This is a genomic window from Pseudomonas fluorescens, assembly GCF_902497775.2.
Classification (GTDB): domain Bacteria; phylum Pseudomonadota; class Gammaproteobacteria; order Pseudomonadales; family Pseudomonadaceae; genus Aquipseudomonas; species Aquipseudomonas putida_F.
The window spans coordinates 3,167,879-3,193,558 of sequence record NZ_OZ024668.1 but is presented as its reverse complement, the minus strand read 5'-3'; the positions used below and the strand labels follow the sequence as shown (position 1 = coordinate 3,193,558).

At 62.2% G+C, this 25,680-nt stretch carries 21 protein-coding genes and 1 pseudogene; 9 read left to right on the top strand and 13 right to left on the bottom strand.

What is annotated here, in order from left to right; genetic code table 11:
* Window positions 1–238: 238 nt before the first annotated feature.
* Window positions 239–376: pseudogene (locus tag F8N82_RS27615) on the top strand (hypothetical protein); the annotation flags it as partial.
* Here F8N82_RS27615 and F8N82_RS27610 read toward each other — a convergent pair.
* Window positions 326–505 (bottom strand): hypothetical protein, encoded by a 180-nt coding sequence (locus tag F8N82_RS27610; RefSeq protein WP_157771867.1) that lies wholly within the window; start codon window positions 503–505, stop codon window positions 326–328. The pseudogene F8N82_RS27615 and the gene F8N82_RS27610 sit on opposite strands and share 51 nt — an antisense overlap.
* Window positions 506–997: 492 nt before the next feature.
* Window positions 998–1,624: a histidine phosphatase family protein gene (locus F8N82_RS14660; RefSeq protein ID WP_038996011.1), complete on the bottom strand. Its 627-nt coding sequence runs from the start codon at window positions 1,622–1,624 to the stop codon at window positions 998–1,000.
* Window positions 1,625–1,697: 73 nt separating this feature from the next.
* Between F8N82_RS14660 and F8N82_RS14655 the strand changes: the two genes are divergently transcribed.
* From F8N82_RS14655 to F8N82_RS14645, 3 genes are all read left to right on the top strand, one after another.
* Window positions 1,698–1,880, top strand: a complete 183-nt coding sequence (locus F8N82_RS14655; protein ID WP_038996010.1) for a hypothetical protein — start codon at window positions 1,698–1,700, stop codon at window positions 1,878–1,880.
* Window positions 1,881–1,983: 103 nt separating this feature from the next.
* A complete protein-coding gene (locus tag F8N82_RS14650) occupies window positions 1,984–2,601 on the top strand; it encodes a hypothetical protein (protein WP_038996008.1) in 618 nt (205 codons plus the stop codon).
* A gap of 50 nt (window positions 2,602–2,651) precedes the next feature.
* A complete protein-coding gene (locus F8N82_RS14645) occupies window positions 2,652–2,957 on the top strand; it encodes a DUF2513 domain-containing protein (protein ID WP_038996007.1) in 306 nt (101 codons plus the stop codon).
* A 74-nt stretch (window positions 2,958–3,031) separates the two neighbouring features.
* On the opposite strand, the gene F8N82_RS14640 is transcribed toward F8N82_RS14645, so the two are convergent.
* The 3 genes from F8N82_RS14640 to F8N82_RS14630 form a co-directional block, all read right to left on the bottom strand.
* Window positions 3,032–5,470, bottom strand: a complete 2,439-nt coding sequence (locus F8N82_RS14640) for a membrane-bound PQQ-dependent dehydrogenase, glucose/quinate/shikimate family (RefSeq protein ID WP_080764773.1) — start codon at window positions 5,468–5,470, stop codon at window positions 3,032–3,034.
* Between the two features lie 568 nt (window positions 5,471–6,038).
* Window positions 6,039–7,571, bottom strand: coding sequence for a 4-hydroxyphenylacetate 3-hydroxylase family protein (locus F8N82_RS14635; protein WP_038996006.1), 1,533 nt, complete (start codon window positions 7,569–7,571; stop codon window positions 6,039–6,041).
* Window positions 7,572–7,832: 261 nt separating this feature from the next.
* Window positions 7,833–8,729, bottom strand: a complete 897-nt coding sequence (locus tag F8N82_RS14630) for a LysR family transcriptional regulator (RefSeq protein ID WP_038996005.1) — start codon at window positions 8,727–8,729, stop codon at window positions 7,833–7,835.
* Between the two features lie 110 nt (window positions 8,730–8,839).
* Here F8N82_RS14630 and F8N82_RS14625 point away from each other — a divergent pair, with 110 nt between their 5' ends.
* Genes F8N82_RS14625 through F8N82_RS14610 form a run of 4 tightly spaced genes read left to right on the top strand, consistent with a single transcriptional unit; the run spans window position 8,840 to window position 13,742 of the window.
* Window positions 8,840–10,309, top strand: coding sequence for an efflux transporter outer membrane subunit (locus F8N82_RS14625; RefSeq protein WP_052251541.1), 1,470 nt, complete (start codon window positions 8,840–8,842; stop codon window positions 10,307–10,309).
* Entirely contained in the window at window positions 10,302–11,483 is a 1,182-nt protein-coding gene (locus F8N82_RS14620) for an HlyD family efflux transporter periplasmic adaptor subunit (RefSeq protein ID WP_038996004.1), read from the top strand. Before F8N82_RS14625 ends, F8N82_RS14620 begins: the two co-directional genes overlap by 8 nt.
* Window positions 11,480–13,009, top strand: a complete 1,530-nt coding sequence (locus F8N82_RS14615) for a DHA2 family efflux MFS transporter permease subunit (protein ID WP_038996003.1) — start codon at window positions 11,480–11,482, stop codon at window positions 13,007–13,009. Before F8N82_RS14620 ends, F8N82_RS14615 begins: the two co-directional genes overlap by 4 nt.
* 13 nt (window positions 13,010–13,022) lie before the next feature.
* Window positions 13,023–13,742 (top strand): siderophore-interacting protein, encoded by a 720-nt coding sequence (locus F8N82_RS14610; RefSeq protein WP_052251540.1) that lies wholly within the window; start codon window positions 13,023–13,025, stop codon window positions 13,740–13,742.
* Between the two features lie 46 nt (window positions 13,743–13,788).
* Here F8N82_RS14610 and F8N82_RS14605 read toward each other — a convergent pair whose 3' ends face one another.
* Window positions 13,789–14,559 (bottom strand): FAD-binding oxidoreductase, encoded by a 771-nt coding sequence (locus tag F8N82_RS14605; protein WP_052251539.1) that lies wholly within the window; start codon window positions 14,557–14,559, stop codon window positions 13,789–13,791.
* A 14-nt stretch (window positions 14,560–14,573) separates the two neighbouring features.
* Window positions 14,574–15,635, bottom strand: a complete 1,062-nt coding sequence (locus F8N82_RS14600) for a hypothetical protein (RefSeq protein WP_052251538.1) — start codon at window positions 15,633–15,635, stop codon at window positions 14,574–14,576.
* An 866-nt stretch (window positions 15,636–16,501) separates the two neighbouring features.
* On the opposite strand from F8N82_RS14600, the gene F8N82_RS14595 reads away from it, so the two are divergent.
* Window positions 16,502–17,491: a hypothetical protein gene (locus F8N82_RS14595; RefSeq protein WP_038996002.1), complete on the top strand. Its 990-nt coding sequence runs from the start codon at window positions 16,502–16,504 to the stop codon at window positions 17,489–17,491.
* Window positions 17,492–17,499: 8 nt separating this feature from the next.
* Here the strand turns inward: F8N82_RS14595 and F8N82_RS14590 are convergent, their stop codons facing one another.
* The 6 genes from F8N82_RS14590 to F8N82_RS14565 form a co-directional block, all read right to left on the bottom strand.
* Window positions 17,500–17,844 carry a hypothetical protein gene (locus F8N82_RS14590; protein ID WP_038996000.1) on the bottom strand — a complete coding sequence of 115 codons (345 nt, stop codon included), beginning with the start codon at window positions 17,842–17,844 and terminating at the stop codon, window positions 17,500–17,502.
* 69 nt (window positions 17,845–17,913) lie between these two features.
* Window positions 17,914–19,149 (bottom strand): M20/M25/M40 family metallo-hydrolase, encoded by a 1,236-nt coding sequence (locus F8N82_RS14585; RefSeq protein WP_038995998.1) that lies wholly within the window; start codon window positions 19,147–19,149, stop codon window positions 17,914–17,916.
* Window positions 19,150–19,213: 64 nt separating this feature from the next.
* Window positions 19,214–20,053, bottom strand: a complete 840-nt coding sequence (gene yghU, locus F8N82_RS14580) for a glutathione-dependent disulfide-bond oxidoreductase (protein WP_038995996.1) — start codon at window positions 20,051–20,053, stop codon at window positions 19,214–19,216.
* Between the two features lie 125 nt (window positions 20,054–20,178).
* Complete coding sequence (locus F8N82_RS14575; protein ID WP_038995995.1) at window positions 20,179–20,964, bottom strand: MipA/OmpV family protein; 786 nt, start codon at window positions 20,962–20,964, stop codon at window positions 20,179–20,181.
* Window positions 20,965–21,394: 430 nt separating this feature from the next.
* Window positions 21,395–24,523: an efflux RND transporter permease subunit gene (locus F8N82_RS14570; protein ID WP_038995994.1), complete on the bottom strand. Its 3,129-nt coding sequence runs from the start codon at window positions 24,521–24,523 to the stop codon at window positions 21,395–21,397.
* A complete protein-coding gene (locus F8N82_RS14565; RefSeq protein WP_338918752.1) occupies window positions 24,520–25,668 on the bottom strand; it encodes an efflux RND transporter periplasmic adaptor subunit in 1,149 nt (382 codons plus the stop codon). Before F8N82_RS14565 ends, F8N82_RS14570 begins: the two co-directional genes overlap by 4 nt.
* Window positions 25,669–25,680: the final 12 nt, after the last annotated feature.

Sequence of the window (25,680 nt, the reverse complement as noted above, 5' to 3'; positions counted from 1 at the left end):
TGGGTAGGTGATGGACAATGGTGACCCTCGCTGGGGTGGGCCCTGATTAATCAGGGCTGTTTGCGTTTCTGAGGGTCGAAAAATAGAGCCTTGAGAACACGCACGCCTTGCATTGCGTCATCGGGACGAGAAATGAGGCTCGCGAGTGCCTGGACGCATTCCGTCGCCCCATCAGAACTTTAGCTCTGATTTTGAATCACATGGCACATCAACCATCGCCTCTGGAGGCGTTCGAATCATGAGAAAAACCTTTGTAGCTGTCTTTGCGTGTGCGTTTGCACTGGGGGCAACTGCGCTGCTGCCTGCTGAGTTTTCGCCCATTGGCTCAGCCTACGCGAAAGACGGTGGCCATGGTGGAGGTAATGGTGGCGGACACGGCGGAGGCCGGGGCGGCCAAGGCGGCAAGGGGGATGGCTTTGGAGGTGATCATGCAGGTAAGGCAACCCGCGATCATGGAGTAAGCGGCAATCGCTACGGCAGCGACCGGAACGACGATAATGGCCATGGTTCCGCTACCTCTGGTATCGCCCACTCCAATGACACTCGTGGCCTGTCAAAGTCGACTGCTATTTCTCGAACTACCCCAGGCGATCATAATTCCAAAGGTCTGAGAAATGCGGTCAGTTCGTCCTCAAAGAATGACCGTTGAGACGTCTTCTTCTATCTGTCCATCGCTAGTAAAGTAGTCCAGCATCAGCCCAGCCCCGCGCTGGGCTTTTTGCATTTGGCTGCCCCCCAGGCTCGCGCTACAGTCACCCATTTCAACGGAGGGATCACATGCGCGTGATAGTCGGCGCTTTGGCAGTGGCGCTATTGGCAGGCTGCGCCTTCAGTGATGCGAAGCAGCCAACCGGCCCAGTGCCTGAAACCGATGCCTGCATGACGTACAGGGCCATGATGACTGCGCCGATGCCGCCCGATGCTCATGAAAGGCTGAGGTTGGCGTGTGAGCGGTCCAGGGCAAAGAGCGTGGAGTAGCGGCGTCTTCAGCGATCAACTAGGGCGTACAGGCATGTGTCCGAAACATGGCATCGTCTGGATCCCAAACCAACTGATACCCCCCACAATTTGGCACATGGTTGGCAATCTCATACTCCCGCCACTCAGTCATTGCCCTACCATCAATGTCTTCTGGCTTGCGCTCAAGCAACCAGGCAACGGCGTTGATGAACTGCCCATGTGAAAACACTGCAATATCCTCGGCGGGATGCGCGGCGAGTCGATCCAGAAAGGCTTTCGCCCGCCATATGAAGTCCAAAAACGACTCCGCTCCCGCTCCATCCCGGAACGCAGGGTCTGACCTGGCCCAATACTCCTCGACCCAGTCCCGCCGTTGCGCAACTGTTGTGTTCGCGCAGCGCGCTGGCTCCAGGTAGGTGAACTCTTGAATCGCCCATGTCTCGAACGGCACAGCAGGGAAGGCCGTTGCTGTTGCCCTGGCGGTTGCCTGGGCCCGGGAGAACGGTGAGGCAACGATCAACTGCGGCGCCTGGGCGAAAGAACGGGCTACCCGTTGCGCTTGTTCGAGTCCCTTCTGGGTAAGGGGAATGCTCGCGTGATCGCGACTGGCTTCGCCTGCGTTTGCAGCGCTTTCGCCGTGGCGAATCAGCCTGGCTTGCTTCATTGTTTACCTGTCTTTTGAAAGTGCATGAGACACTCTGGTTTAACATGGAGTCAGATCAACAAGGAGGATTGATATGAACAACCCAAGCAAAAAGCCTTTCATCCTTGCCGGCGGTCCACTCATTGCCATGGGCGCCGGCTTCATCGCCGTGGGCCTGTCCGGACAACCTGCATTCGCTTACACCGGCCTGGGCCTGCTCATTCCCGGTGTTGTGGTGGTTGCGACCCAGTTCTGGTCAAGACGTCGACCAGCGTGAGTGGCTGGCGACAGTATCACTGTTCAAGATAAGGATATCCGTGCAAAACCCACAACCGGCCGATCCATCTGATTCCCTCGCAACTACGCCCCCCGAAACGTTGATGAACTGGTCGATCAAGGCTCGCCTGATTGCGCCCAAGGACCTGCGCATCAGCATCCTGGTGATTACCCTCGCCGTGCTCGGGGTAGCCGTTATGTTTAGTTGGCTGGGGAGCGACAATTGGCTCTACGCGTTCTGTGCCGGGATGTACGTCCTGGGGTTGCTGTTGGTGAGCGTCAGAACTCACCTCATGTTCCAGCTTACCCGTCACGGCATAACGATCAGCAAGTACGTGCGTTCCGATCGCGCCGCCAGAAACACTATCGTGGTCGTTGTGGTGATCGAGGCGGTGGTCATGCTCTGGCTGGCGGTTGCTACCGGCACCTGGTGGCTGTTGGCGACCCCGCTGTTTATCGCCTACATCCTGCTCACCCGTGAGATGGTGCCGCCGTCACCCGAAGCCTGCATGAAGCATGAGTACGGCCCGGGTTGGGAGCAATATCGCTACCTGACCATTGACCGCAAGCGTTGCATCCTGGTCCCGCATATCAGCGACCTGGCCATCGGTTTCGAGTTGCGCCTGCCCGACAAGGCGATGTTCGAGCAGTGCCTGGCCCTGCTGCGTGAGCTGTTGCCCGCCGAGGTTGAGTATCTGGAACGGGACTGGGAGTATGCGTGATCTGCACCGGGTCGGTTCAATCAACCAGTTACTCTCATTAAGGAGCAAGCATGCAAAGATCTGAAACCGTTGCGAAGACGATCCTTGAGCTGATTATCAAGCACGATGGCGATGGCACGGGGGTTTTCCGTTCCGACTTGTATTCCTTCGCCGAGCGCGAGTTGCCTCGCTCATTGGTCCAGGGTGACATGGCGGCGACCGTCGACTATCACCTTTACCTGCTTGAAGACGCAGGCTTCGTGAATATGGTCATGGGTGAAACGGAAGCCGAGGATGAAAGCGAAGATGAAGATGCAATGGACAGCGACTACTTCATGCTCACCTGGGCAGGGCATGACTACCTCGATAACAAGTGACAGCTGATCACTGAAGCCCTTAAAAAATAATCCCCGAAACCGGGGACTATTTTTAGGTGGCGTCAACCCAGGGCTTATTGCTTGCCAGCACCCTCCGGCAACGCATAAGCAATGATGTAATCGCCAACATCAGGCGAATGACTCATGCCCCCCGCCGAGATCACCACATACTGCTTGCCGGTCGCCGGCGACTGGTAGATCAATGGTGCCGCCACGGCGCCTACCGGCAGGCGGGCTTTCCACACTTCTTTACCCGTGGCCGAGTCGAGCGCGCGCAGGTAGTAGTCCTGGGTGCCGGCAAAGAACACCAGCCCGGAGGCCGTCGAGGTCGGGCCGCCCAGCGTTGGCATGCCCAGCGGGATCGGCAGGTGGGTTTTGATCCCCAGTGGGCCGGTGTCCTGGACAGTGCCCAGCGGTACCTGCCAGACCAGTTTCTGCGTGTTCAGGTCGATGGCGCTCATGCTGCCGAAAGGCGGAGTGTTGCACGGCACGCCCAGTGGCGACTGCAGAATGTCGATTTTCACGCCGCCATAGATGCCGGCAACCTGTGGGCGAATGGTGCCCATGAAGCCCGGCACTTCATCGGTCGAGACTTTGAACTTGCTGGTGTTTTCCTTGGTAACCAGCGCCATGCGCAGCGGTACGCGCATGTCGTTGACGAACATCATGCCGGTGTTTTCGTCGATGGAGATGCCACCCCAGTTCATGCCGCCCAGCAAGCCCGGCCATTCGATGTAGGGTTTTTCGGTCGGCGGCGTGAAGGGGCCTACGTAAACGGAGTCCTTGAACATGATCCGGCAGTAGAGTTGGTCGAAGGTGCTCACGCCCCACATGGACTTTTCAGTCAGTGGTTCGGCACCAATCACCGGCATGCCAACCGAGTGCGGTTGAGTCGGCGCCAGGTGCTCGCCTTCTGCCGCTGGCGAAGTGGGAACCGGGCGCTCCTGAACTTCAGTGACCGGCTGGCCGGTGCGGCGATCGAGTACGAAGATGTTGCCGGTTTTGGTGGTCTGGATCAGCACCGGGGTTTTTTCGCCCTGGGCATTGTTGATGTCATACAGCACAGGCTGCGATGGCAGGTCGTAGTCCCACACATCGTGGTGAACGGTCTGGTAAACCCATTTGGCTTTACCGGTCGAGGCATCGACAGCGACGACGGCAGAGCCGTACTTTTCCTTGGCCTGGTTACGGTCGCCACCCCAATAGTCAGGCGGGCCGTTGCCGGTGGGCAGGTAGACCAGGTTCAGTTCTTTGTCGTAGGTCGGAATGGTCCAGACGTTGGGGGTTTCCAGGGTGAACTGATGGTCACTGGCGCTTGTATCCTGGCTCTCAGGCGCACCGATGTCCCAGGCCCACACCAGCGCACCGCTCAGCACGTCGAAGGCACGCACTGCGCCAGACGGCTCTTTGGCGACGATGTCGCGCACCCAGCCGCCGACCACGGTGAGGTGGCCCATGACCACAGGCAGGGAGGTCGGGTGATAGCGCTTGCTGTTCTCGGTCGGGCCCATGCCTTTTTTCAGGTCGACGTAGCCGTTGTCGCCAAAGTTCGGACACAGGTTGCCGGTGTGCGCATCCAGGGCAAACAAGCGGGCATCGACAGACGACACCAGAATACGCTGACGGCATTGTTGCTGATCGCCGTACGACGCTTTGACTTCAGCGCTCAGGCTGTCGTCCTTATCGATGTCGTAATAACCCACGCCGCGGCACGTCACGTGCTCTGCGCTACTGGCGTGCGGATCGAACTTCCAGATCGGCTTGCCGCTATCGCCATCCAGGGCGGTGATCAGGTTTTCCGGCGTGCACGAATACAGCACGTTGCCGATCTGCAGCGGGGTGTTTTCGTCTACACCGGCGCCGGCACCGGTGGTCCTGCGGCCGGTTCGGTAGATCCAGGCAACTTGCAGGTCCTTGACGTTTGCCGGGGTGATCTGGCTGAACGGCGCAAAGCGGGTGCCGGAGGCGTTGCGGCCAAAGAATTCCCAGTTTTCCGGTGCGCAGCAGGGCTCCTTGGGCTCAGGCACAGCCGATGCGGCGACTGGGTGGGAGATTGCACCGTGCGGATAGAACGCCGCAACGAAGGTGGCGATCAGCGCCGCAAACACGGCAAAACCGAAGCGGTTGGCCAGGCGTCGGGTGCTTGATGAGGTGGATGGGAACGTCGCGCCGACCCACAGGCTGAGGGTCAGGATAATCGCCGGAACCACCAGGCGCGGCAGCAGTTCCCAGTAACTGAACTGACCGACTTCGTAAAACGCCCAGGCGCAGGTTGCCAGGGCGATGATCGCCGAAAGGGCAATGCCACTACCTTTGCGCAAATACATCAGCGCCGCCAGCAGCAAGTACGCCAGGCCCGCGATCAAGTAGTAACTTGAGCCACCCAGGGCAACCAGTTTGAATCCGCCGTAAATCATTGCCAGCGCTATGAACAGCACAAGCAGGGAAAACAGCACCCTCGCGGTCGTGCTCAGGGCAAACTTCCGAGTTTGCGGTTGATGGTCATCCGTCATTTTTTAATACGTTCCGTTAGTCAATGGAAAGTGCACGCAAAGGTTGCGCAGGGATCAAGGCATTCAGTTGTCAGCGGTAACTATCGTGACCAGCGAGTCATGCTGATAAGCGCTGGCGGGGAAGGGAGTGATCAGTCGGCGTGGGGGCGCCGAAGGCTCTAGAACAAAGGGTTGGCCTTTGCGGGTGTGGCGCGTTAGGGCTGTCTGGAAACTGAGCCCAGTTTATGCGGAGGTTTTTTTCGGATAAATGCTCAAGGCAGAAAAGCATTATTGGTGAAACAGTAACAATGGGCCTCTGCGCGCGGGTCTGGATTACTTTCCACGGGACTCATTCGGTCCAGGTTGCACATCGCGCAACCACGCAATGGACCTTTGCAGATAACGCAGCCGACAAGCTGGAAATGTTCTTCTAAGGTGTATCCATCAGCAGCGCTGAAAGGATTCATACATGCAGGTGTGCGCAAATTCAAGCGCGCGGCGCACGTGCGCAAGGGCGACGCTCGCAGGCGAGATGGGCCTGCGAGCGACAGCCCCGCGACGACAATCACGGCTCAGTTATGCGGGGGCCTCAACGCGCCGCGTAGGCCTTCTTGAAGTCTGGCGCGGTCCAGCCATTGAGGTCGTACTCGGCCATGCACTGCTCGGCCAGGGCGCGCATTTGATCGGTACGCCCGGAATGGCTGGCAATGTGCAGGGTGTCGAGGCGGCTCTTCTCGTAGCTGCCGGAGTAGTTGACCTCGTACAGTTCGTGGCGCGAACCGAACTCGGTACCGATCGCGTCCCAGAGCAGTTTGAGGGTCTTGGCCCGTTCTTCGGCGCCGATGCCGTTGGAGCCGCGGGCGTATTGGTCGAGGAAGGGGCGCACCTCGGGGTTGAGGAAGTCCTTGGCGTGGGATGGCAGGTAGATCAGGCCGCTGGCCACGGTCTTGCGGATCAGGTTGATCACCCGGCTGTAGGCATCACCGGCGGTGGCGCGGTAGGCCAATGCCGATTCGAGGTTGGGCAGCAGGAATTCCTCGTTCCAGTTTTCGGTGCGATAGGCCATGGAGTCAGACAGGCCCCAGAGCATGTGGCGCAAGGCAATGGCTTCGCCCACCGCGCCCTGCACACCCTGGAAGTCGCGGGTACCGCAGATTTCCACGGCCTTGAGGAACAGCCCGCAGATGAAGTCCATCTTCACCGCCAGGCGAGTGCAGCCGTGCATCAGGGTACGGCCGAAGAAGCCGGACTTCTGGATGAAGCTGTTGGACATCTCTACGCCATACATGAACACGTCCTGCCATGGCACGAAGGCGCGGTCGAAAATCAGGATGCAGTCGTTCTCGTCCATGCGGCTCGACAGCGGGTAGTCGAACGGGCTGCCGTTCTTGCTCGCCGCCTGCTCGTAAGAGGTCCGGCAGATCAACTTCACGCCCTTTGCGCCGGTGGGGATCATGAAGATCGGCGAGTACTTCTTGTCCTGGTACATCACGTTGTAGTGAGCAACGAAGGTGTACTGGGTCAGTGCCGCGCCGGTGGCTACCACTTTGGCGCCGCTGATGTAGAGACCGTCCGCGGTTTCTTCGTCGACACGCACGAACACGTTGGAGGTGTTCGGGTCCTGGTTGCGGTCTACCGGAGGGTTGACCACGGCGTGGTTGATGAACGGCAGGCGTTCACGGCTGAAGTTATACCAGCGGGTGGCGTTTTCGGCGTACTCGCCATAGAGGTCGCGGTTAGGCCCGAAGGTGCCGATCCAGGCGCCCTTGAAGTCCGGGGTGCGGCCCATCCAGCCATAGCTCAGGCGCGCGGTCTCGGCGATCGCGTCGCGGGCTGCAACCTGTTCTTCGACCGTGCGTGGCGCCTGAAAGAAGCGGTGGCAGCGCAGGCCAGGGGCACCGTCGATCTCGATGGTGAGCTTGTCGCGCAGTTTGGGGTCATGCAGCGCATCGTAGAAGCGTGCGTTCATCAGCGCCGCATTGCGAAACGCCGGATGTTCGGTGACATCCTCGACGCGCTCGCCATTGATCCAGACTTCCCTGCCATCCCTCAAGCTTGCCAGGTACTCCTGCGAGGTTTGAAGGCCCCGACGATCAAGAGAGAAGCCATTACGATCCATCATTAGTCTACTCCGGTATCAGTAAAACCACGCGCACTGGTTGCCCATTGGTGGCGCGCCGTTGTTATGGGGTTAATGCTGGGTTGCACGGAGCACAACTTAGAGAGGAGTGTGACCAAATGTAAATTTCTAAACGTGCAATCTACGATTGCCTGGAGGGGGGGTTGTGGGCGCTTTTCGTCGCTGGCTACTGTGGGCGGTTTTATTGAGTGCAGGGGCGGCTGCGGGGCGCTCGCATTTTGCGCCCGCCGCAAACTGGCCGATTTAGCTAGAGGAGCATTCCTGCACCAGCTGCCGCAACCAACGATGTACCTGATCGTTGTTCACGCGGGGGTGCCAGGCCTGGCAGAACTCGCCGCCGGGGGTCTCTACCGGTAGCGCGAAGATATGCAGCGGCAGCAGCGGTAGCGACCACTCGACGAAGCGCCTGGGGATCACCGCGATCATGTCCGAGGAGCTGGCCAGTTGCATGGCCGCCTGAAAGCCCGGGACCACCAGTTGCACCTTGCGTTGCAAGCCGAGTTTCTCCAGCTCCAGGTCCAGCGGCCCGCGGGTGCGGCCGCGGCGCGATACCGAGAGGTGCGGGAAGGCCACCAGGTCCTCGGCGCTGACGCTGCTCTGGCGCGCAAGCGGATGCTGGTTGTTGACCACGCCAACGAAGGTATCGATGTACAGGCGCTGCTTGTACACCTCCGGCCCCAGCGGCCCGGCGATGCCGATGTCGAGGTCGATCAGGCCGTCGCGCAGGGCGGCGACATCCTCGTTGCCCTGGGACATGAAGCTCAAGGTCACATGCGGCGCCTGTTGCGCGACGCGCTGGCTCAGGCGCAGGGCCCAGGCACCGGTGAATCCGTCCTCGGTGCGCAGGGTGAATACTCGCTTTACCGTGCCCAGGTTGAGCTTCTGTTTAGTGCCCAGCACATTGCGCGCCTCTTCGAGCAGGTTGTGCACCTGGGGTGCCAGCTCCAGGGCCAGGGGGGTGGGCACCAGGCGGCGTCCGGCCAGCACGAACAGCGGGTCGCCCATGGCTTCGCGCAGGTTCGACAAGCGCCGGCTCATGGCTGGAATGCTCAGGTTCATGCGCTCGGCGGCGCCGGTGACGCTGCCTTCGCGCAACATCGAATCGAAGGTCAGCAGCAGGTTCAGATCAGGCAGGTTCATCTCGCAGTCCTTTGCAAAAAACGCAAGTCTAGTCTCGGTTTATTGCAATTTTCAATATGTCAGGGGCTACCTATCATCCCGTTGCAACCCAACCCTCCAAGGATGTTGTGATGGAATCCTCTTATTCGCTTCAGCATTGGCTGGCGATCTGTCTGCTGCTGGCCTTGCCAGGCTGCGTCAGCCCCGGGCATAGCCCTGAACCGCCAAAACCCTTGTCACCCGAACAGCTCGAGGCCGGTCTGGACATCGAGCACGCCGCAACCCAGCCCTCGTCTCCGGCGGATGATCGCTGGTGGCTGAGCTTCAACGACGCCGACCTCAATCGCCTGCTGGCTGCCGGCCTGGACACCTCGCCAAGCCTGGCGATTGCCAGTGCGCGCATCGAGCGGGCGCAAGCCGATGCCGGCATCAGTCTGGCCAACACCCGGCCGAGCCTGTCGGCCATGACCCAGATCCTGCGCAGCCAGGATTCGCAGCACTACAAGACCGGCGCCGATGAAGCCGGGGTGTGGCACACCGACGGCCAGGCACTGCTGCAAGGGCGTTACAACCTCGACCTGTGGGGCCTCAATCGTTCCTTGAACGAAGCGGCGGTGGGCAGCCTGCGCGCCGCCGAGGCCGATCAGGCGGTTGCCCGTCTGGCGCTCAGTGGCAGCCTGGTGGAAACCTGGTTCGCCTTGGGCGGTGTACTCGAGCAGCAGGCCATCGTCAACCAGACCCTGGAACAACGCCGCAGCATCCTGCAACTGAGTGAGAACCGGCTGAAGTCTGGCCTGGGCACTCAGGTTGACGTGGTACGGGCACGCGGGCCGATCCCTCTGCTCGAAGCCGAGCAGGCGCGCCTGCAAGGCGCCGCCCGTGGCTACCAGTTGCGCCTGGCGGCCCTGGCCGGCAAGGGCCCGGGTTGGGGTGAGCAATGGCAGCCGAGGGTCGCCGATCCGCGCCATAGCGTGGCCTTGCCCGGGCATCTGCCGGCCGAGCTGATCGGTGGCCGGCCCGATGTGGTCGCCCAGCGCTGGCGCGTCGAAGCGCAAGGCAAGCGTATCGGCGCAGCCCGGGCGGCGTTCTATCCGAACATCGACCTGCTCGCGTTCGCAGGTTTCCAGAGCTTCAGCTTCCAGAACCTCTTCCACCACGACAGCCGCACCTATGGCGTGGGCCCGGCGGTGACCTTGCCGATCTTCGACGCCGGGCGTTTGCGTGGTCAATACCAGGCCCAGCAGGCCAGTTATGCCGAAGCCGTGGCCGGCTACAACCAGACCCTGGTCAACGCCCTGAGTGAAGTGGCCGGGCATGTCTCGCAACTGCGTGCCATCGAGGGCCAGCGCCTGAAAACCGTGCAGGGGCTGGATGAGGCCGAACAGGTCTACGACCTGGAAAACCTGCGCTACCGGCAAAGCCTCACGGATTTTCTGCATGTGCTCGACGCCCAGACCCGGGTACTCGACACGCGCATGCAACTGGTCCAGTTGAAGACCTCGGCGCTGCAAAACCATGCCGGCTTGCTGCGCGCGCTCGGCGGCGGCTGGAAAGAAGCTGATCAGAACTCCACTACGCTTGCAGGAACCTCCCATGACTGACGCCACCCAAACCCCAGCCCCGGCTCCGGCCAAGTCGCGCCGCGGCCCGATTTTCCTGCTCATTACCCTGGTTGCCCTGGCCGCGGCCGTGGCCGCCGGCCTGTGGTACTGGGTGTATGGCCGCCTCTATGAAAGCACCGACAACGCCTATGTACGGGGCGACGTGGTGTTGATTTCCGCCCAGGTGCGGGGTACCGCCACGGCGGTAAACATCCAGAACACCGACACGGTCAAGGCCGGCGACACCCTGGTCGAGATCGACCCGGCCGATGCGCGCCTGAGCCTGGACGCCGCCACTCACCAGTTGGCCCTGACCGTGCGCACGGTCAACAGCCTGTTCGCCGAAGAGAACGACCTGCTCGCCCAGGTCAAGCTGCGCCAGGCCGAAGCCAACCGGGCCAACCAGGACCTGCAACGGCGTCGTTCGGTGATCGCCCAGGGCGGTGTCTCCGGCGAAGACCTGCACCATGCCGAAGAAGCTGCGCAGATCGCCCAGTCGGGCCTGCGTGCGGCCGAGGCCAAGCTGGTCGGGCTGCAGGCCCGTATCCAGGGCACCACGGTGGAAAACCATCCGCAGGTGGCCGCCGCCGCCGAGCGTGTGCGCGAAGCCTACCTGGCGTTGGCGCGGACCAAGGTGCCGGCGCCGGTTGACGGCCTGATCACCAAGCGTGCGGTGCAAGTGGGCCAGCACATTGAACCGGGCACCGTGCTGATGGGCCTGGTGCCGCTGGACAAGGTCTGGGTCGAAGCCAACTTCAAAGAGTCGCAACTGGGCCAGATCAAGGTCGGCCAGCGGGTCGAACTGTTTGCCGACCTGTATGGCGACAACGTGGTTTACCACGGCCGTATCCAGGGCATTGAAGCCGGCAGCGGCGCGGCGTTCGCCACCATCCCGGCGCAGAACGCCACCGGTAACTGGATCAAGGTGGTGCAACGGGTACCGGTGCGCATCGCCCTGGACCGCGAAGAAGTGCTGCGCCACCCGCTGCGCATCGGCTTGTCGATGACTGCCAAGGCCACCCTTGGTGAGCCGGACGAGCAGGCGCCGACCAGCGTCCAGGACAACACCGAGGTCTACGGCAACATTGGTAGCGGCAGCGAAGCGTTGGTCAACCGGATCATTGCCGAGAACCTGCAAGGCTCGAAACTGAGCGTATCGAGGAACGATCGATGAGCAGCGCCAAGCGTCCCATCGAGCCATTGAGCGGTGGCACGCTGGTCCTCGGCGCGCTGGCGATCGGCATGGCCAACTTCATGATGGTGCTCGACACCACCATCGCCAACGTCGCGGTGCCGACCATTTCCGGCAACCTCGGCGTGGCCCCTGACCAGGGCACCTGGGTGCTGACTTCGTTCAGCATCTCCCTGGCCATCGGCCTGCCGCTCACCGGCTGGCTGGCCCAGCGCTTTGGCCAGGTCAAGCTGTTCCTCAGTGCCGTGGTGTTGTTCGTGCTGGCCTCGGTGTGCTGCGGCCTGGCGCCGAACCTGACCTCGTTGCTGGTATTCCGGGTGTTCCAGGGTGCCGTTTGCGGCCCCCTGGCGCCGTTGTCGCAGGCGCTGCTGGTGGCGATCTTTCCGCCCGCGCGGCGCACCACGGCGCTGGTGGTGTGGTCGATGACCACCTTCCTGGGACCGGTGTGCGGGCCGATCCTCGGTGGCTATCTGACCGACAACATCAGTTGGCCGTGGATCTTCTATATCAACGTGCCGGTTGGCATCTTCATTCTGCTGAGCCTCGGCCAGGTGCTTCGCGGGCGCGACAACCCCACGCGCAAATTGCCGGTGGATGTGGTCGGCCTGCTGCTGTTGATGGTCGCCGTCGGTTCGCTGCAGATCCTGCTCGACAAGGGCCAGGACCTGGACTGGTTCTCCGCCACGCCGATTCGCGTGCTGGCGGTCATTACCGTGCTGGGATTCGCCTCGCTGATTACCTGGGAGCTGACCGCGCAGCATCCGATTCTCGACCTGCGCCTGTTCAAGGAACGCAACTACGCCATCGGTACCCTGAGCGTGAGCCTGGGCTTTGCCCTGTACTTCGCCTCGCTGGTGCTGGTGCCGCTGTGGCTGCAAACCGAAATGGGCTACACCGCGACCTGGGCCGGTATCGCCACCGCGCCGCTGGGCATCGCCGGGGTGGTGCTGGCGCCCTTCATTGGCAGGCTGATGCAGCATACCGATGCGCGGGTGCTGGCGAGCATGGCGTTCATTTGCTGGATCGGCGCGTCGCTGTGGCGCATGTATTTCGAGACCAACCTGGACATTCAGTTCATCGGCTGGAACTCGGTGCTGATGGGCGCTGGCACAGCGTTCCTGTTCACCCCGCTGGTAGCGATTTCGCTGTCGCGCCTGCCACCGGAGAAGATTCCGGCAGCCCTCGGCCTGCAGAACGCCTTGCGCATGACCGGCGCCAGCTTCGCGGTGTCGCTCGGCCCGGCCTTCTGGGATCACCGCGCGCGTCAGCACCAGGTTGACCTGGCCGAGCGCATGACCCCGTTCGACCACTGGAGCGCCCAGGCCCAGGACAACCTTAACAACCTCGGGCTGTCGGCCCAGGGCGCGCTGGAGTCGCTGGCGCGAACCATCGACCGTCAGGCCCACATGCTGGCCCTGAACGATTTCTCCCTCGCCAGCGCGTGGCTGTTTTGCGCTGTCCTGGCCATTGTCTGGCTGGCCCGTTCACCCAAGGCGAAAGCCAAGTAAATCTGGAGTATTCATGTTCGAGTTTCGCAAGAAGTTGAAGTACAACCTCGATGTGATCGATATCCGCGATGTCACGCCGCTGGTGCGGCGTGTCACCTTCAAGAGCGACCTGTTCGCCACCGCGCAAGCGTGCCAGCCGTCGCAATGGCTGAAGCTGTTCCTGCCCGCCGGTGGCAGCCAGGTCAGCCGCGCCTACACCATCCGCCGCCACTACCCGCAGTCGGGTAACGTCGATATCGACTTCGTCCGCCATGACCATGGCCCGGCGGGGCGCTGGGTCGAGCAGGCGCAGTTCGGCGATCAGATCGGTTGTTCGGCGTTGCGCGGTGGTTTTCAGCCCCAGGAAGATGCCGAGTGGATGCTGCTGGCCGCAGACGAAACCGGCACTCCGGCGGTGATGAGCATCCTTGAGAGCCTGGCGCCGGGCGACCGCGCCCTGGTGGTGCTGGAGGCTGCGAGCATGACCGAGTTGCAAGCGCTGGATTCGCTGGCCGCAGTCAATTGCGAGTGGTACTTTCGCGATGAGCATCCGGCCGGTAGCAACCTGTTGCTCAAGGGTATCGACAACCTGCAGTTGCCATCGGGGGTCGGGCAGTTCTGGATCGCCGGCGAAGCGCAGAGTGTCAATGAGGTGCGTGATTACCTGACTGAGGCCTGTTCGATTCAACGTCGACTGGTGCGTAGCAAGGGCTACTGGATGCGCGGCGTCGCCGACCATCGCGACCGCGATTGAGTGCACGTTCGCCTTGCGCTGCCTGGCAGCGCAAGGCCCGCGCGGTTCAGGAGGGCAGTGCCTCGCGCAGCGGTTGAGGCTCGGCAAAACGTTCGAAATGCAGGCGCTCGGCTGCCAGGCCGTAATCCTTCAGCGCCCCACCCACCGTTTCGACCATGGCCTGTGGGCCACAGATGAACGCCGCATCGAGCAGGCTGACATCAACCCATTCACGAAACAGCGCGTCACAGGTGGCGATGTCCAGGCGCCCGGACGGCAAGCCGTTGTGGTTGGCTTCACGGCTGAACAGCAGGATCAACTGCAGACGCTCTGCATACACACCCTTGAGTGCATCGAGGCGCTCGGCAAACAACATGCTGGCGCGGTCGCGGTTGCCGTAGACCAGGGTAAAGCGGCTGCGCTCATCGTTTTCCAGGGTGGTCTTGATGATCGGCAGCAGCGCGGTGATGCCACTGCCTGAAGCCATGCCCAGGCAATGATGGACCGCCGCTTGCGTCTGCGGCCGGTAGGACGAGCCTGCCGGTGGCATCACCAGCAACGCGTCGCCCACCGCCAGTTGGGTGTTGGCATAGCTTGAGAAACGGCCCTGCGGCACATGCTTGATTGCTACCCGCAGTTCACCGTCGGTAGGGGCGCTGAAAATCGAATAAGAGCGTCGTACCGCTTCACCTTGCAATTGCGCCTCCAGTTGCAGGTATTGGCCTTGCTGGAACTGGTAGGTCGCGGCCAGGTGCGCTGGTACGTCAAAGGCGATAGAGACGGTGTCGGCGGTTTCACGGCGGATATCGGCGACTTTCAACAAGTGCATGGTAGTCATTGACCGGGTCCTGTTCAGGCGCTCTGGCGCAAGGTGTTGGCGCTGTTGCCGGTGAGGCGTTCAAGGCGGCGCATACTGCGGGTAGTGCCAGGCAGCAGGCGGCCGATATCGCCGGTGCGGTAACGGATCATCGGCAGCGCCTCGCGGCTCAGGCTGGTCAGCACCACCTCGCCGAAGCTGCCGTCGGGCAGGGGTGTGCCGCTGTCCGGGTCGATGATTTCCGGATAGAAATGGTCTTCCCACAGGGTCACGCCGTCGCGGGTTTCCAGGCACTCCATGCCGATCCCCGGGTCCATCAGTGCCGGTACGCCGTACAGCGCCAGGGTCTGGATGCCCAGGCGCTGCTCCAGCTCCTGGCGCAGGGTCGTGCTGCACGGTTGCGGACCAAGCAGGGCCATGCGCAGGGACAGCGCTGGCGCGGCGATGTGCTGGCGCTCCAGTTCATTGGCCAGGGTCAGCAGCTGCGCAGGCGTGGCCACCAGCATCTGTGGCTGGAAGTCGCACAGCAGGCGCACCTGCTGGCTGGCCTGGCGCGCCGTCAGGGGGATCAGCGCGCAGTTCAGGCGCTCGGCGCCCAACTGAAGGCCGCCGCTGGCGTTTAAGCCGTCCTGCTCGCCGAGTACGTACAGGCGGTCGCCGGCGTGGGCACCAGCGGCGCGCAGCGAACGCGCGACCAGTGCCGCCCAGACTTCCTGGTCATTGCGTGTGTAGCCAATCACCGGCGAGCGGGCGCTGCCGTCATTGCAGGCCTGCAGGCGCACGACCTGGTGGGCGGGCACGGCGAACAGTTCGAAAGGGTAGTGATGGTGCAACTCGGCATCGCCGATAAACGGAAAGCGGGCGAGGTCGTCAAGCTGCTGGAGATCCTCCGGGTGCAGTCCCAGGGCTTCGAACTGATGCTGGTACCAGGGCACGTTGCGCCAGGCATGCTTGAGCGACCAGCGCAGGCGGCGTAGTTGCACGTCGCGCAGTTGCTCGATGCTGCAGGTTTCCAGAGTATCGCGGTGGGCCAGGGCACGCAGGCGTTGTTCGTTCAGGCCCAGGGTGCTGGCGTCGAGTTGTGTGTTGGCGTTCATCTTCCAAGTCCGTTTGGCGTGTCGACCGATAGGCAAGCATGCTATGACGGGAGGGGGAGGATGGCTACTCGCATTGGCCGGGCCGCCGCCGGGGTGAATCGACAGGCGCCGTGGTGGTGCAGACTCGCGTTGTCGCCAGCCGGGCATCGGCAAAGTGATAGGCTCTTCACGTAATCCTGGGGGATATGATTCCTGGATTGGGAGGTTGAGGCTGCTGCTGCGGTTGCGGTTGCGAGCTTATCCATTCCATGTGGTGCCGCTGGCGGCCCCTTCCGCCTTTACGGCGGCCTACTTTTCTCTTGGGAAGAAGTAGGCAAAACCGCTTGCTCCTGCATACGGCCCTACGCTGCGCTTCGGGTCCCCTCGCTACGGCACCCTCCGGGGCATCGCGGCCTACGACTGGCTACGCCAAGTCTACGTCTCGCGTCTTCGGCTGCCGCCGAATGCCCCTTCAGGCACCTACGCTCAGCCTCCTGAAGTCGCCTTTGGCGGCGCCTGGAAGTGCGTGCATGAACATCAAGATCAAGATCAAGCAAGTCGGCCGTAGCTTCGGCGTCAGTATGGCTTCGCCATACTTTGATTTCGCAGATACGCCCGTGTAGGCGCCGCCCGTAACTTCGCGACTTCAGGAGGCTGAGCGTAGGTGTCTGGAGGGGGGTGGTGCGCAGTACCCTTCGGCGGCAGGCGCCACATCGAATGGATAAGCTCGCAGCCTCCCCAAACCAACCCAAGGATCATATTCCCCAAGATTCCGTGAAAAACCAAATGATAACCGTCACTGGCGCAATGACGGTTATCATCCACGCCCTGGCCCGGACCTGCGTCCGGCATTGAGCCGATAATCAGTATCAAGGAGCAGGCGGGTAATGAGTCAAAGCGCGGCATGGAAGCTGATGGTCGGGCTGGGTGTTGGGTTGTGTGTGCTGCTCGCTGTGGCGCTGTTCAAGGAACCCAGGGTGGTGCTGGCTGAGCTGCAATTCCAGGGCGGTGCCCATCCTCGATATGACGCTACACAACTGCATGAGGTGTATCTGCAGGCTGTTGAGCAGTTGTTGGCAGCGCAGCAAATCGATACCCAGCGGCTGCAGGTCGAGCTGGCGCCCCAGCGCAGTGACACAGTGGTGCTGCGTGGTGCTGAAAGCGCTTTGAGCCCCGCCCAGCGCCAGGGCTTGAGCAGTCAGCTCGAGGCCATCCTGCAAGCGCGCAAGGCCGTGGTCTCCAGTGTGCAACTGACGCTTGATTACAGCCAGGCCAAGCGCCTGAACAAAGCGGGCCGGGAAGTCGGCCCGGCCCCCGCCAGCGTTGCGGCCATAGGGCGCAAGTCGTTGACCCTGTGGTTAGATTTGCCGTACGAAGTGAGCCTCAACACGCTGGTCAGCGACCGCGAGCGGCGCCATGCCTTTGGCGGTAACCGTACGGTCAGTGGCGAGGTCATTTGTCAGGTCGACAGCTTCGTGCAGACGGCATTGCCGTTCATCATTACCCGCTTCAAGGCCGACAGCGCACAGCTGGTAGGCGACATGGACATTCTCACCCACGAGCAATTGACCTTGCGTGTGCCGGCGAGCCTGTACTTTGACGACCGTGACCTGCGCGAGCGCCTTGAAGCCGGTGGGCTCAAGGTCAGCGTGGGAAGTGAAATGTCCTATGGCAAGTTTCGATCGTCCTGGCTGTCGATTGAATTCGGATCGCTCGGCGAGCACCCGTATCAGCCCTTCGACATGGCCGATGCCGGGCGCCAGGGCGTGCGTGAGCTGTGCAGCAACTTCGCCTATCAGGCCGGGCGACCGTTTTCGTTCTTCTACGGCGTGGGGCTGGACCGCCTGGAAAAATTCCGTATCGCGCCGCAGGGCTGAAGCTTGCGCTAATCGCGAAACTTCACCACCTGGTTGCACGCAGGGCACTCGATCAGCTTCTGGGTGAAGATCTCGTGGGGCATTAATCCTCGGTGCATCAACAGTCCATCGCCCGGCTTGTAGAGATGCTGCATGGACTTGTTGCATTCCGGGCAGCGCACAAACAGCGCGGTAAAGAAGAACAAACACAGGCCGGTGATGGCAAAGACCACGTAGGTTTCGAAGTACCGCGTTGCATCACGGTCGAACATAACCCAGATCATGTAGACGCCGCCGGTCCAGATCGTAATGTTGAGATCGACCTGCATGAGGATGGCGAGAAAACGGTGCTTGAGGGGTTTCAACAGGATCATCCATTGATCATTCAAAGGCGGGGTTGCGCAAGGGATGCAGGTGATCCCTTGCGCGCTAGAGCGGCGATTCTACTCTTTCGATAACCTCTGGATCATTGCCACCGTCAAATAAAGCCGCGGCGCGATACTGGCAAGCTCGATGTATTCATCGTCAGCGTGCAACCCGGCGCCAACCACCCCCATGGTTTCCAGCACCGCCGGCTTGGCGCTGCCTGGTACATAGGCATAGCCGGCATCGGTGCCAAAGCGCATGGCGATCGGTTCGATCTTCATGCCGATCTCGCCGTACAACTGCTGGGCGGTTGTGGCCAGGGCTTCAGAGGCTTCGTTTTTCGCCAGTGGTGGCCGGCCTTTTTGCAGGGTGACGCGGGTTTCGGTCTCGGCGATCAACGGGGTGCGGGCGATGCGCTGGGCATCGGCAAGCACGCGGTCAGGCTCGCTGAGGTCGGAGTAGCGCATGTCGGCTTCAGCCGTCGCCAGGGCCGGGATGATGTTGGCTTTCTCACCCGCCTTGGCCAGGGTCCAGTTGACGGTAGTGCCTTTGCTGGCGTCGCCCAGGTCCTTGAGCTGAACGATCTGGTGGGCAAGTTCAGTCAAGGCATTGCGGCCTTGTTCCGGTGCGGAGCCGGCATGGGAAGAGCGGCCTTTGACTTCCAGGCTCAGGCGGTTGATGCCGTTGGTGGCGACGGAGACGGCGTCCTTGTCCGGTGGCTCATAAGAGAAGACGTAGTCATGTTTGCGCGCCAGTTCGGCAATGCTCTGTTTTGAGCCGGCCGAACCCATTTCTTCATCGGGGTTGAACAGCACGGTGAGGGTGCCGTAGCCCTTGAACTCCTGCTCCTGGAGCAGTTTGATTGCGTGCAGGATCATCGCCACGCCGCCCTTGGCATCGGCAACGCCGGGGCCGTAGGCGCGCTCGCCTTCGCTGCGAAACGGGCGCTTGGCGACAGTGCCGGGGCCGAACACGGTGTCGTAGTGCACCATCAGCAAGAAGTTTTTGTTGCCGTTGCCCTTGAAGGTACCCACGATGTTGTCGCCTGCCGACGGCGTGGCTGGGTGGGTTTCGACCTTGGCGCCGAGTGCTTGCAGGCGCTTGACCAGCAGGGCGCTGACTTGCTTGAGGCCGTCCGCGGTACCGGTACCGGTATCGACCGATACCAGGGTCTTGAGGGTTTCCAGGTAGGCCGGGCGTTCGGCCTCGGCCTGTTTGAGCAAGTCTTTGGGCGCGGGCTCGGCAGCGTTGGCAAGGGTGCAGGCAAGCGACAGCCCAAGGGCAACGGTGAAGGGCAGGCGTGACAACGGCATAGGTGAGGCCTCTATCCGTGATGGGGAGAGGTTCAGCCTAGACGTTTTTGCCCAGCGCCCCCGATCAGTCCAGGTCTTGCGCCGAATGCCGCTCCGTCACCTGGCTGCCTTCATCGCCCCAGGTGCGGTTGACCCGCAGGCCACGGATCACTGCCGGGCGCTCGGCAATCGCTTGTGCCCAGCGTTGCACGTGGGTGTAGTCCTGCACGCCGAGGAACTCGCCCGCCGAATACAGCCTGCCCAGGGCCAGCTGGCCATACCAGGACCAGACGGCGATATCGGCGATGGTATAGCGGTCGCCGGCCAGGTACGTGTTGTGTGCCAGGCGCTGATCAAGCACGTCCAACTGGCGTTTGGTTTCCATGGTGAAGCGGTTGATCGGGTATTCGAACTTCTCTGGCGCGTAGGCATAGAAGTGGCCGAAGCCGCCGCCCAGGTAGGGCGCGGCACCCATCTGCCAGAACAACCAGTTAAGGGTCTCGGTACGCGCGGCCAGGTCGGTGGGCAGGAACTCGGCGAATTTTTCCGCAAGGTAGAGCAGGATCGAACCCGACTCGAACACCCGGATAGGTGGTTGCACGCTGTGGTCGAGCAGGGCGGGGATCTTCGAGTTGGGGTTGATCTCGACGAAGCCGCTGGAGAACTGCTCACCTTCGCTGATGCGAATCAGCCAGGCGTCGTATTCGGCGCCGGTATGTCCGAGCGCCAGCAACTCTTCGAGGAGGATGGTGACTTTCACGCCATTGGGCGTAGCCAGGGAATACAGTTGCAGGGGCTGTTTGCCCACGGGCAGGGCCTTGTCGTGGGTCGGTCCGGCCACCGGGCGGTTGATGTTGGCGAACTCGCCGCCCGACGGCGCGTCGTGCTGCCAGACCCGAGGCGGGACATAGGGTGCCTTGCTCATGGGATGAACCTCCTGGTGAGTGCTGGAAGGGGCTCATGTTCCGGTCTGGCGCGCGCGGTTGTCAAACAGCGCTGTCGAGGCTGCCCGGGGCGCCTGCAATGCAGGCCCCAGGGCGCAAGGGCGTTCTAGAAGCTGTACTCGAGCACGCTGGCGATGGAGGTTTGTACCCGCCGCTCGACGATCGGGCTGTCACTCACATGCCCGGAAAGGTTCTGTACATCCAGCAGGGTATGCAGGCTGGTATTTTCGCCCAGTGGCAGGCTCCAGGTCAGGTTGACGCCCTGGCTGACCAGGCCGCCGTGGGTCTTGTGCGCGGCAAAACGGCTGTTGGCGGCTTGCTGCTGGCTGACGCCATACCAGGTGCGGACGTAGTCGGCGTCACCAAACAGCGCATTGACGTTGCCGGTCAGGCTGCCGAAATCACCCTCGTACAACGAGGTGCCGATACTCAGTTCGAGGGTCTGGTAGGCGGAGCCGGTGTCTTTGTTGCTGTCTTTTTTCAGCGCATTTTCGAAGGTCGCGCCGAAGGTGACCGGCCCCCAGGTATAGGACCCTTCCACGCCCACCAGGGCGCGGGATTTGATCGAACCCATGCCACGCAGACGGTCGGAGCCGCGATAGCCTTTCTTGCGGTCCTTGCGTTCGTCGCTGGTGCCGATGTAGGTGCTGAAACTGGCATCGTCCCAATCCTGTTTCCAGCCCAGGCCTTTGTCCCGCAGAAAGAAACCATAAGGGCTTTCGATCTCGAAGCCGAGCAGCGGTGTCGTTGAGCGCTCACTGCTGCCGCTGTAACGGGGGGCATTGGCAGCGCCGCCTTGCAGGGTGAATTGCCAATCCTCAGCCAATAACTGCGCTGAAACGGTCACCAGGCAAATGCCGGTCAATGCAGTGTAAATCCTTGTCGTCTTCATGGTGGCTTAGCGTGTTCTCGTGGTTTTAAGTTTGATCAGAGTACTGGGCTTCGTTGTTATCATCCGTGTGCAGAATGTAAAACTCTGTTAGTGCCGTAGTTATTCAAAAGCTTTACAGTTTTGTCGCGCGCACGGCGAAGCCCGAAGAGCAACTTCGAGAGCAATAAGAGCAGGCCATGGAGCCGGCAATTGGCCGGCGTAGAGCGGGCGCCTTAAGATAATCAGTGACTCCCGGGCTGTTCGCTATCGGCAGTCGCTGTAACGTTATTTCAGGCAAATTCAATTGGCGTTATATCTGCTGTTTGCGGGTGCTCATGTTGTAGTCTGAAAGTTAATCTGTCGATTCATGGGGGGGCACAACCCGGTGTTCGCTAATACTGCACGCTGACGCGGTTTTTATAGGCCGGTAGCATCAGTTCTGTGCGTTACTTCACCGGGGCTGATCATTGTTTGCCTTGGTGAGTTGCTGTTGCGCCGCAATACGGTCTTGCGCGGTCACGGAAGTGAGTTTCGCCAGGCGCGGGGCCAACCAGTTGTTCACGTCGTCCATATAACTGAACACCACCGGTACGAAGACCAGGCTGAGCAAGGTTGATGTCACCAGCCCGCCGATGACGGCAATCGCCATGGGCGCGCGAAAGCCGGCATCGGCGCCGCTGCTGAGGACTGCCGGAATCATGCCGGCCACCATGGCGATGGTGGTCATCACGATTGGCCTGGCCCGTTCAGCGCCCGATTGCATCAGTGCCAGGTGCCGGGGCATGCCGGCGCGGCGTTTTTCGATGATGAATTCCACCAGCAGAATCGAGTTCTTGGTGACGATACCCATCAGCATCAGCAAACCGATCACCACCGGCAGGTCGATGGCGGCGCCATACAACAGCAGGCCGCCGATCGCACCACCGACCGCCAGGGGTAGGGAGACGAGGATGGTCAGCGGTTGCAGGAAGTCGCGAAACAGCAGGACCAGCACGGCAAACACCATGAGGATGCCGAAGGTCATGGCCGTGGCGAATTTCTCGAACATTTCATTCATGTACTCGGCGTCGCCGTATTCCACCTCGCGCACACCGGGGGGCAGGTGTTGCAAGGTGGGGGTGGCCTGGATCGCTTGCAGCGCCGCGCCGAGGGTTACCCCGGCGAGGTCGGCGTCCACCGAGATTCGCCGCAGCCGGTCGAAGCGTTCGATCCTTGTCGGGCCACTGCCGTAGTCGATGTCGGCGACACTGTGCAGCGCCAGCGTGCCGCCGTTGTCGCTGGCCACCCGCAGGTTGCGCAGGGTGTCGAGATCGCCTTGCTGCGCCTCGGCCAGTTGCACGCGGATCGGTACCTGGCGGTCGGGGAAGTTGAATCGCGCGGAATTGGCATTGATATCCCCCAAGGTGGCGATCCGCGCTACGGTACCGATGGCCTGGGCGCTGACACCGGAGCGGGCGGCCTCATCCAGGCGCGGGCGGATCAACAGTTCCGGGCGCGGCAAGGGCTCATTGACCTGGACATTGGCCAAGCCCTTGATCATGCGCATATCGCCTTGCAGCGCGTAAGCGGCCTGGGACAGTTGCCGGGCATCGGCACCGACGAGAATTACCGAGACGTCCCGCGCCGCACTGTCGCTGCGAAAGGCAAAGCGCACATCGGCGAACTGGCCAAGGATCGGGCGTAGCGCGTGTTCAAACGCCTTCTGGCTCATCTCGCGCTGCTCGGGCGGCACCAGGCGCACCAGCAATTGGCCGCTGGCGACATCGGTGGCGCCGGAGGCATCTTCGCCGCCGGCGGTGCTGAAGACGAACATCACCTGCGGCTGTTGGCGCAGTGTCGCAGCCATCTGTTGCAGCGTCCGGTCGGTTTGCGCCAGGGGCGTGCCAGGCGGCAGGGACACATCGATGCGGCTCAGGCTGGTGTCGCTGACCGGCATGAAGCCCGACGGCAGCAGCGGTACCAGGGCAAACGAGGCGAGCAGGAAAGCCGCCGCAATCACCAGGCTCTTGCGTCGATGCGCCAGTGCCCACTCAAGCAGGCGCAGGTAACGAGCGAGCAAGCCAGTGGGCGCTTGCGTTGCCCGGTGCCGATGCTCGATCGACTTGGGCTTGAGCAAGTAGGCGGCCATCAGTGGCGTCAGTAGCCGGGCCACCAGCAGCGAGGTCAGCACCGCTGCCGACACGGTAATGCCGAAGGGGGTGAAATACTGGCCGACAAAGCCACCGATAAAACTCACCGGCAAGAACACCGCAACAATGGTCGCGGTTATTGCCACCACGGCGAAGCCGATGGCGTCCGAGGCGTCAATGGCGGCCTGGTAAGGGCGCTTGCCCTGGTCCAGGTGACGTTCGATGTTCTCGATTTCGACAATCGCATCGTCGACCAGGATGCCGATCACCAGGGTCAGGGCCAGCAAGGTGATGCTGTTGAGGCTATAGCCAAACCAGGCCATGGCCGCGAAGGTCGGCAGGATCGACAAGGGCAGGGCGATGGCCGCCACCAGGGTCGCGCGCCAGTTGCGCAGGAACAGCAACACCACCAGCACCGTCAGTAGCGCGCCTTCGATCAGGGTCATGATCGCGGCGTTGTAGCTGGCCAGCGTGTAGTCGACCAGCGAGGCAACCTGCTGGATCTCGATGTCCGGATGATGTTGCTGCAGGCGCTGTAGCGCCGCCTCTACCCCTGCGGCCACCTGGGTATCGCTGGAACCTTTGGCACGAAACACGGCAAAGCCGACGACCTGCTCACCGTTCAGGCGCGCCAGCGAGCGCATTTCGCCGGCGCCATCGACCACGCTGGCCAGCTCGTTCAAGCGTGCCCAGCGGCCGTCCGGCAGGGCGATGGGGGTGTCGCCCAGGGCCGTAACGGTCAGAGCGCTGCCCAGTGTGCGTATGGACTGCTCGCTGTCGGCGAGAATCGCCCGCCCGCCTGGCACGTTGCTGTTGCTGTGCAGCAGCTGGGTGTTGACCTGGTCGGCAGAGATGCCCAGTGCCTCAAGGCGCTCGGGCTTGAGTTCGACCCTGACCTCACGCTCCAGGCCGCCCAGGCGCTGCACTTTTTGCACCCCGGGCACGCCGAGCAGTTCCCGGCCGAGTACATCATCGACAAACCAACTCAGGTCCACGGCATTGCGGGCGCCGGATTTGACTGCATAGTTGAGGATCGCCCCGCCCTCGACATCAATGCGGGTGACCAGGGGCTCTTCGATGGTCTGCGGCAGGTCCGCGCGAATTTGCCCGATGGCATCGCGGATGTCATTGGCGGCGCGGTCGGGGTCGACGCCAAGCTGGAACTCCACCGTGGTTACCGAGATGGCATCGGCGATCGTCGAGGTGATGTGACGGATGCCGGCCAGGCCGGACACTGCACGCTCGACCCGCTGGGTGACCGCATGCTCAAGTTCGCTCGGCGCGGCACCGACCTGGACTACGGCAACGGTAATCACTGGAAAGTCGACCCGTGGATTAGCGTTGATCGGCAGGCCGACAAAGGACACCCAGCCGACCACGGCCAGTACCAGGAACAATACCAGGGTAGGGATGGGCCGCCGAATGGCCCAGGACGATATCGCCAGGCTCATTGCCCCGACTCCTGTGCCAGGCTGACCACGTCGCCATCGCGCACGAATGCCGAGGCGCTCGCCACTACCCGCTCACCGGCGTCAAGGCCGCTGCTGACTTGCACCTGCTGGCTGTTGCGCTGGCCGAGGACCACGCTGCGCACGCGCGCCTGGCCATTGATATCAAGGACCATGACGGTGGCGCCGCCATCGTCGGCAAAGGTCACCGCCCGTAGCGGAATGACTACCGCAGCGGCGATGGTGCCGGTGTCGATCCTGCTGCTGGCGAAACTGCCCGCGCGCACATCGGCCGTTGCCGCGAGGCTGATGCGCACGCGCCCGAGCCGGGTGCCCGCATCCACCTTGGGCGCCAGCAAGCGCACCGTGCCGGCGACACTCTCGGCCATGCCGGCGACCTGCACTTGTACCGCTGTACCGACCCGAATCGTCTGCAACGCACTTTGCGCCAGCTCGCCATCGAGCTCAAGTTGCCCGTCACGAATCAGCTTGAACAGCGGCTCACTACCGGCCATGGCGCCCAGCCGGGCGTGGCGTTCGGAGATGATGCCGTTGACCGGGGCAAGGATGTCGGCCTTGTCGCGGCGAGTGCGGGCGTCAGTCAGTTGCGCGATGGCTTGCTGATGTTCGGCCCGCGCCGCAGCCAAGGCGGCGGCGCTGGCGTGGGCCTGGGCTCGCTGTTGGTCCAGCTGCTGGGCGCTGACCGCACCGATGCTGCCCAGCTCATTGATCCGCGCCAGGCTGGCCTGTGCCTCGATGTCGAGCGCTTGCTGCTGCTTGATCAAGGCTGCGTTGCGATTGAGGGCGGCCTCGGCCTGGCGCACCTGGGCGTCGAGGGTATCGGTTTCCAGTTGCGCCAGCAGTTGCCCGGTCGCCACCGTGTCGCCTTCCTCGACCAATACCCTGGCAATGCGCGTGTCTTGCAGTGCGGTACCGATGGCCACCTCGTCACGGGCTACCAGGCTGCCGCTGACGTGCAGGGTCTGGCTCACGCTGCCGGGTTCGGCCAGTACGCTGCTGACCTTGAGCAAAGGCACTTGCGCAGGGGCGCTGTCCGTTGGTTCGCTGGCAGGCATCACCAGCACCCAGCCAATCACGAGCAGTAGCAACAAGCCGAGGATCAGCAGGCGGGGTTTGTCTCGCAGCACAGATAGCATCGC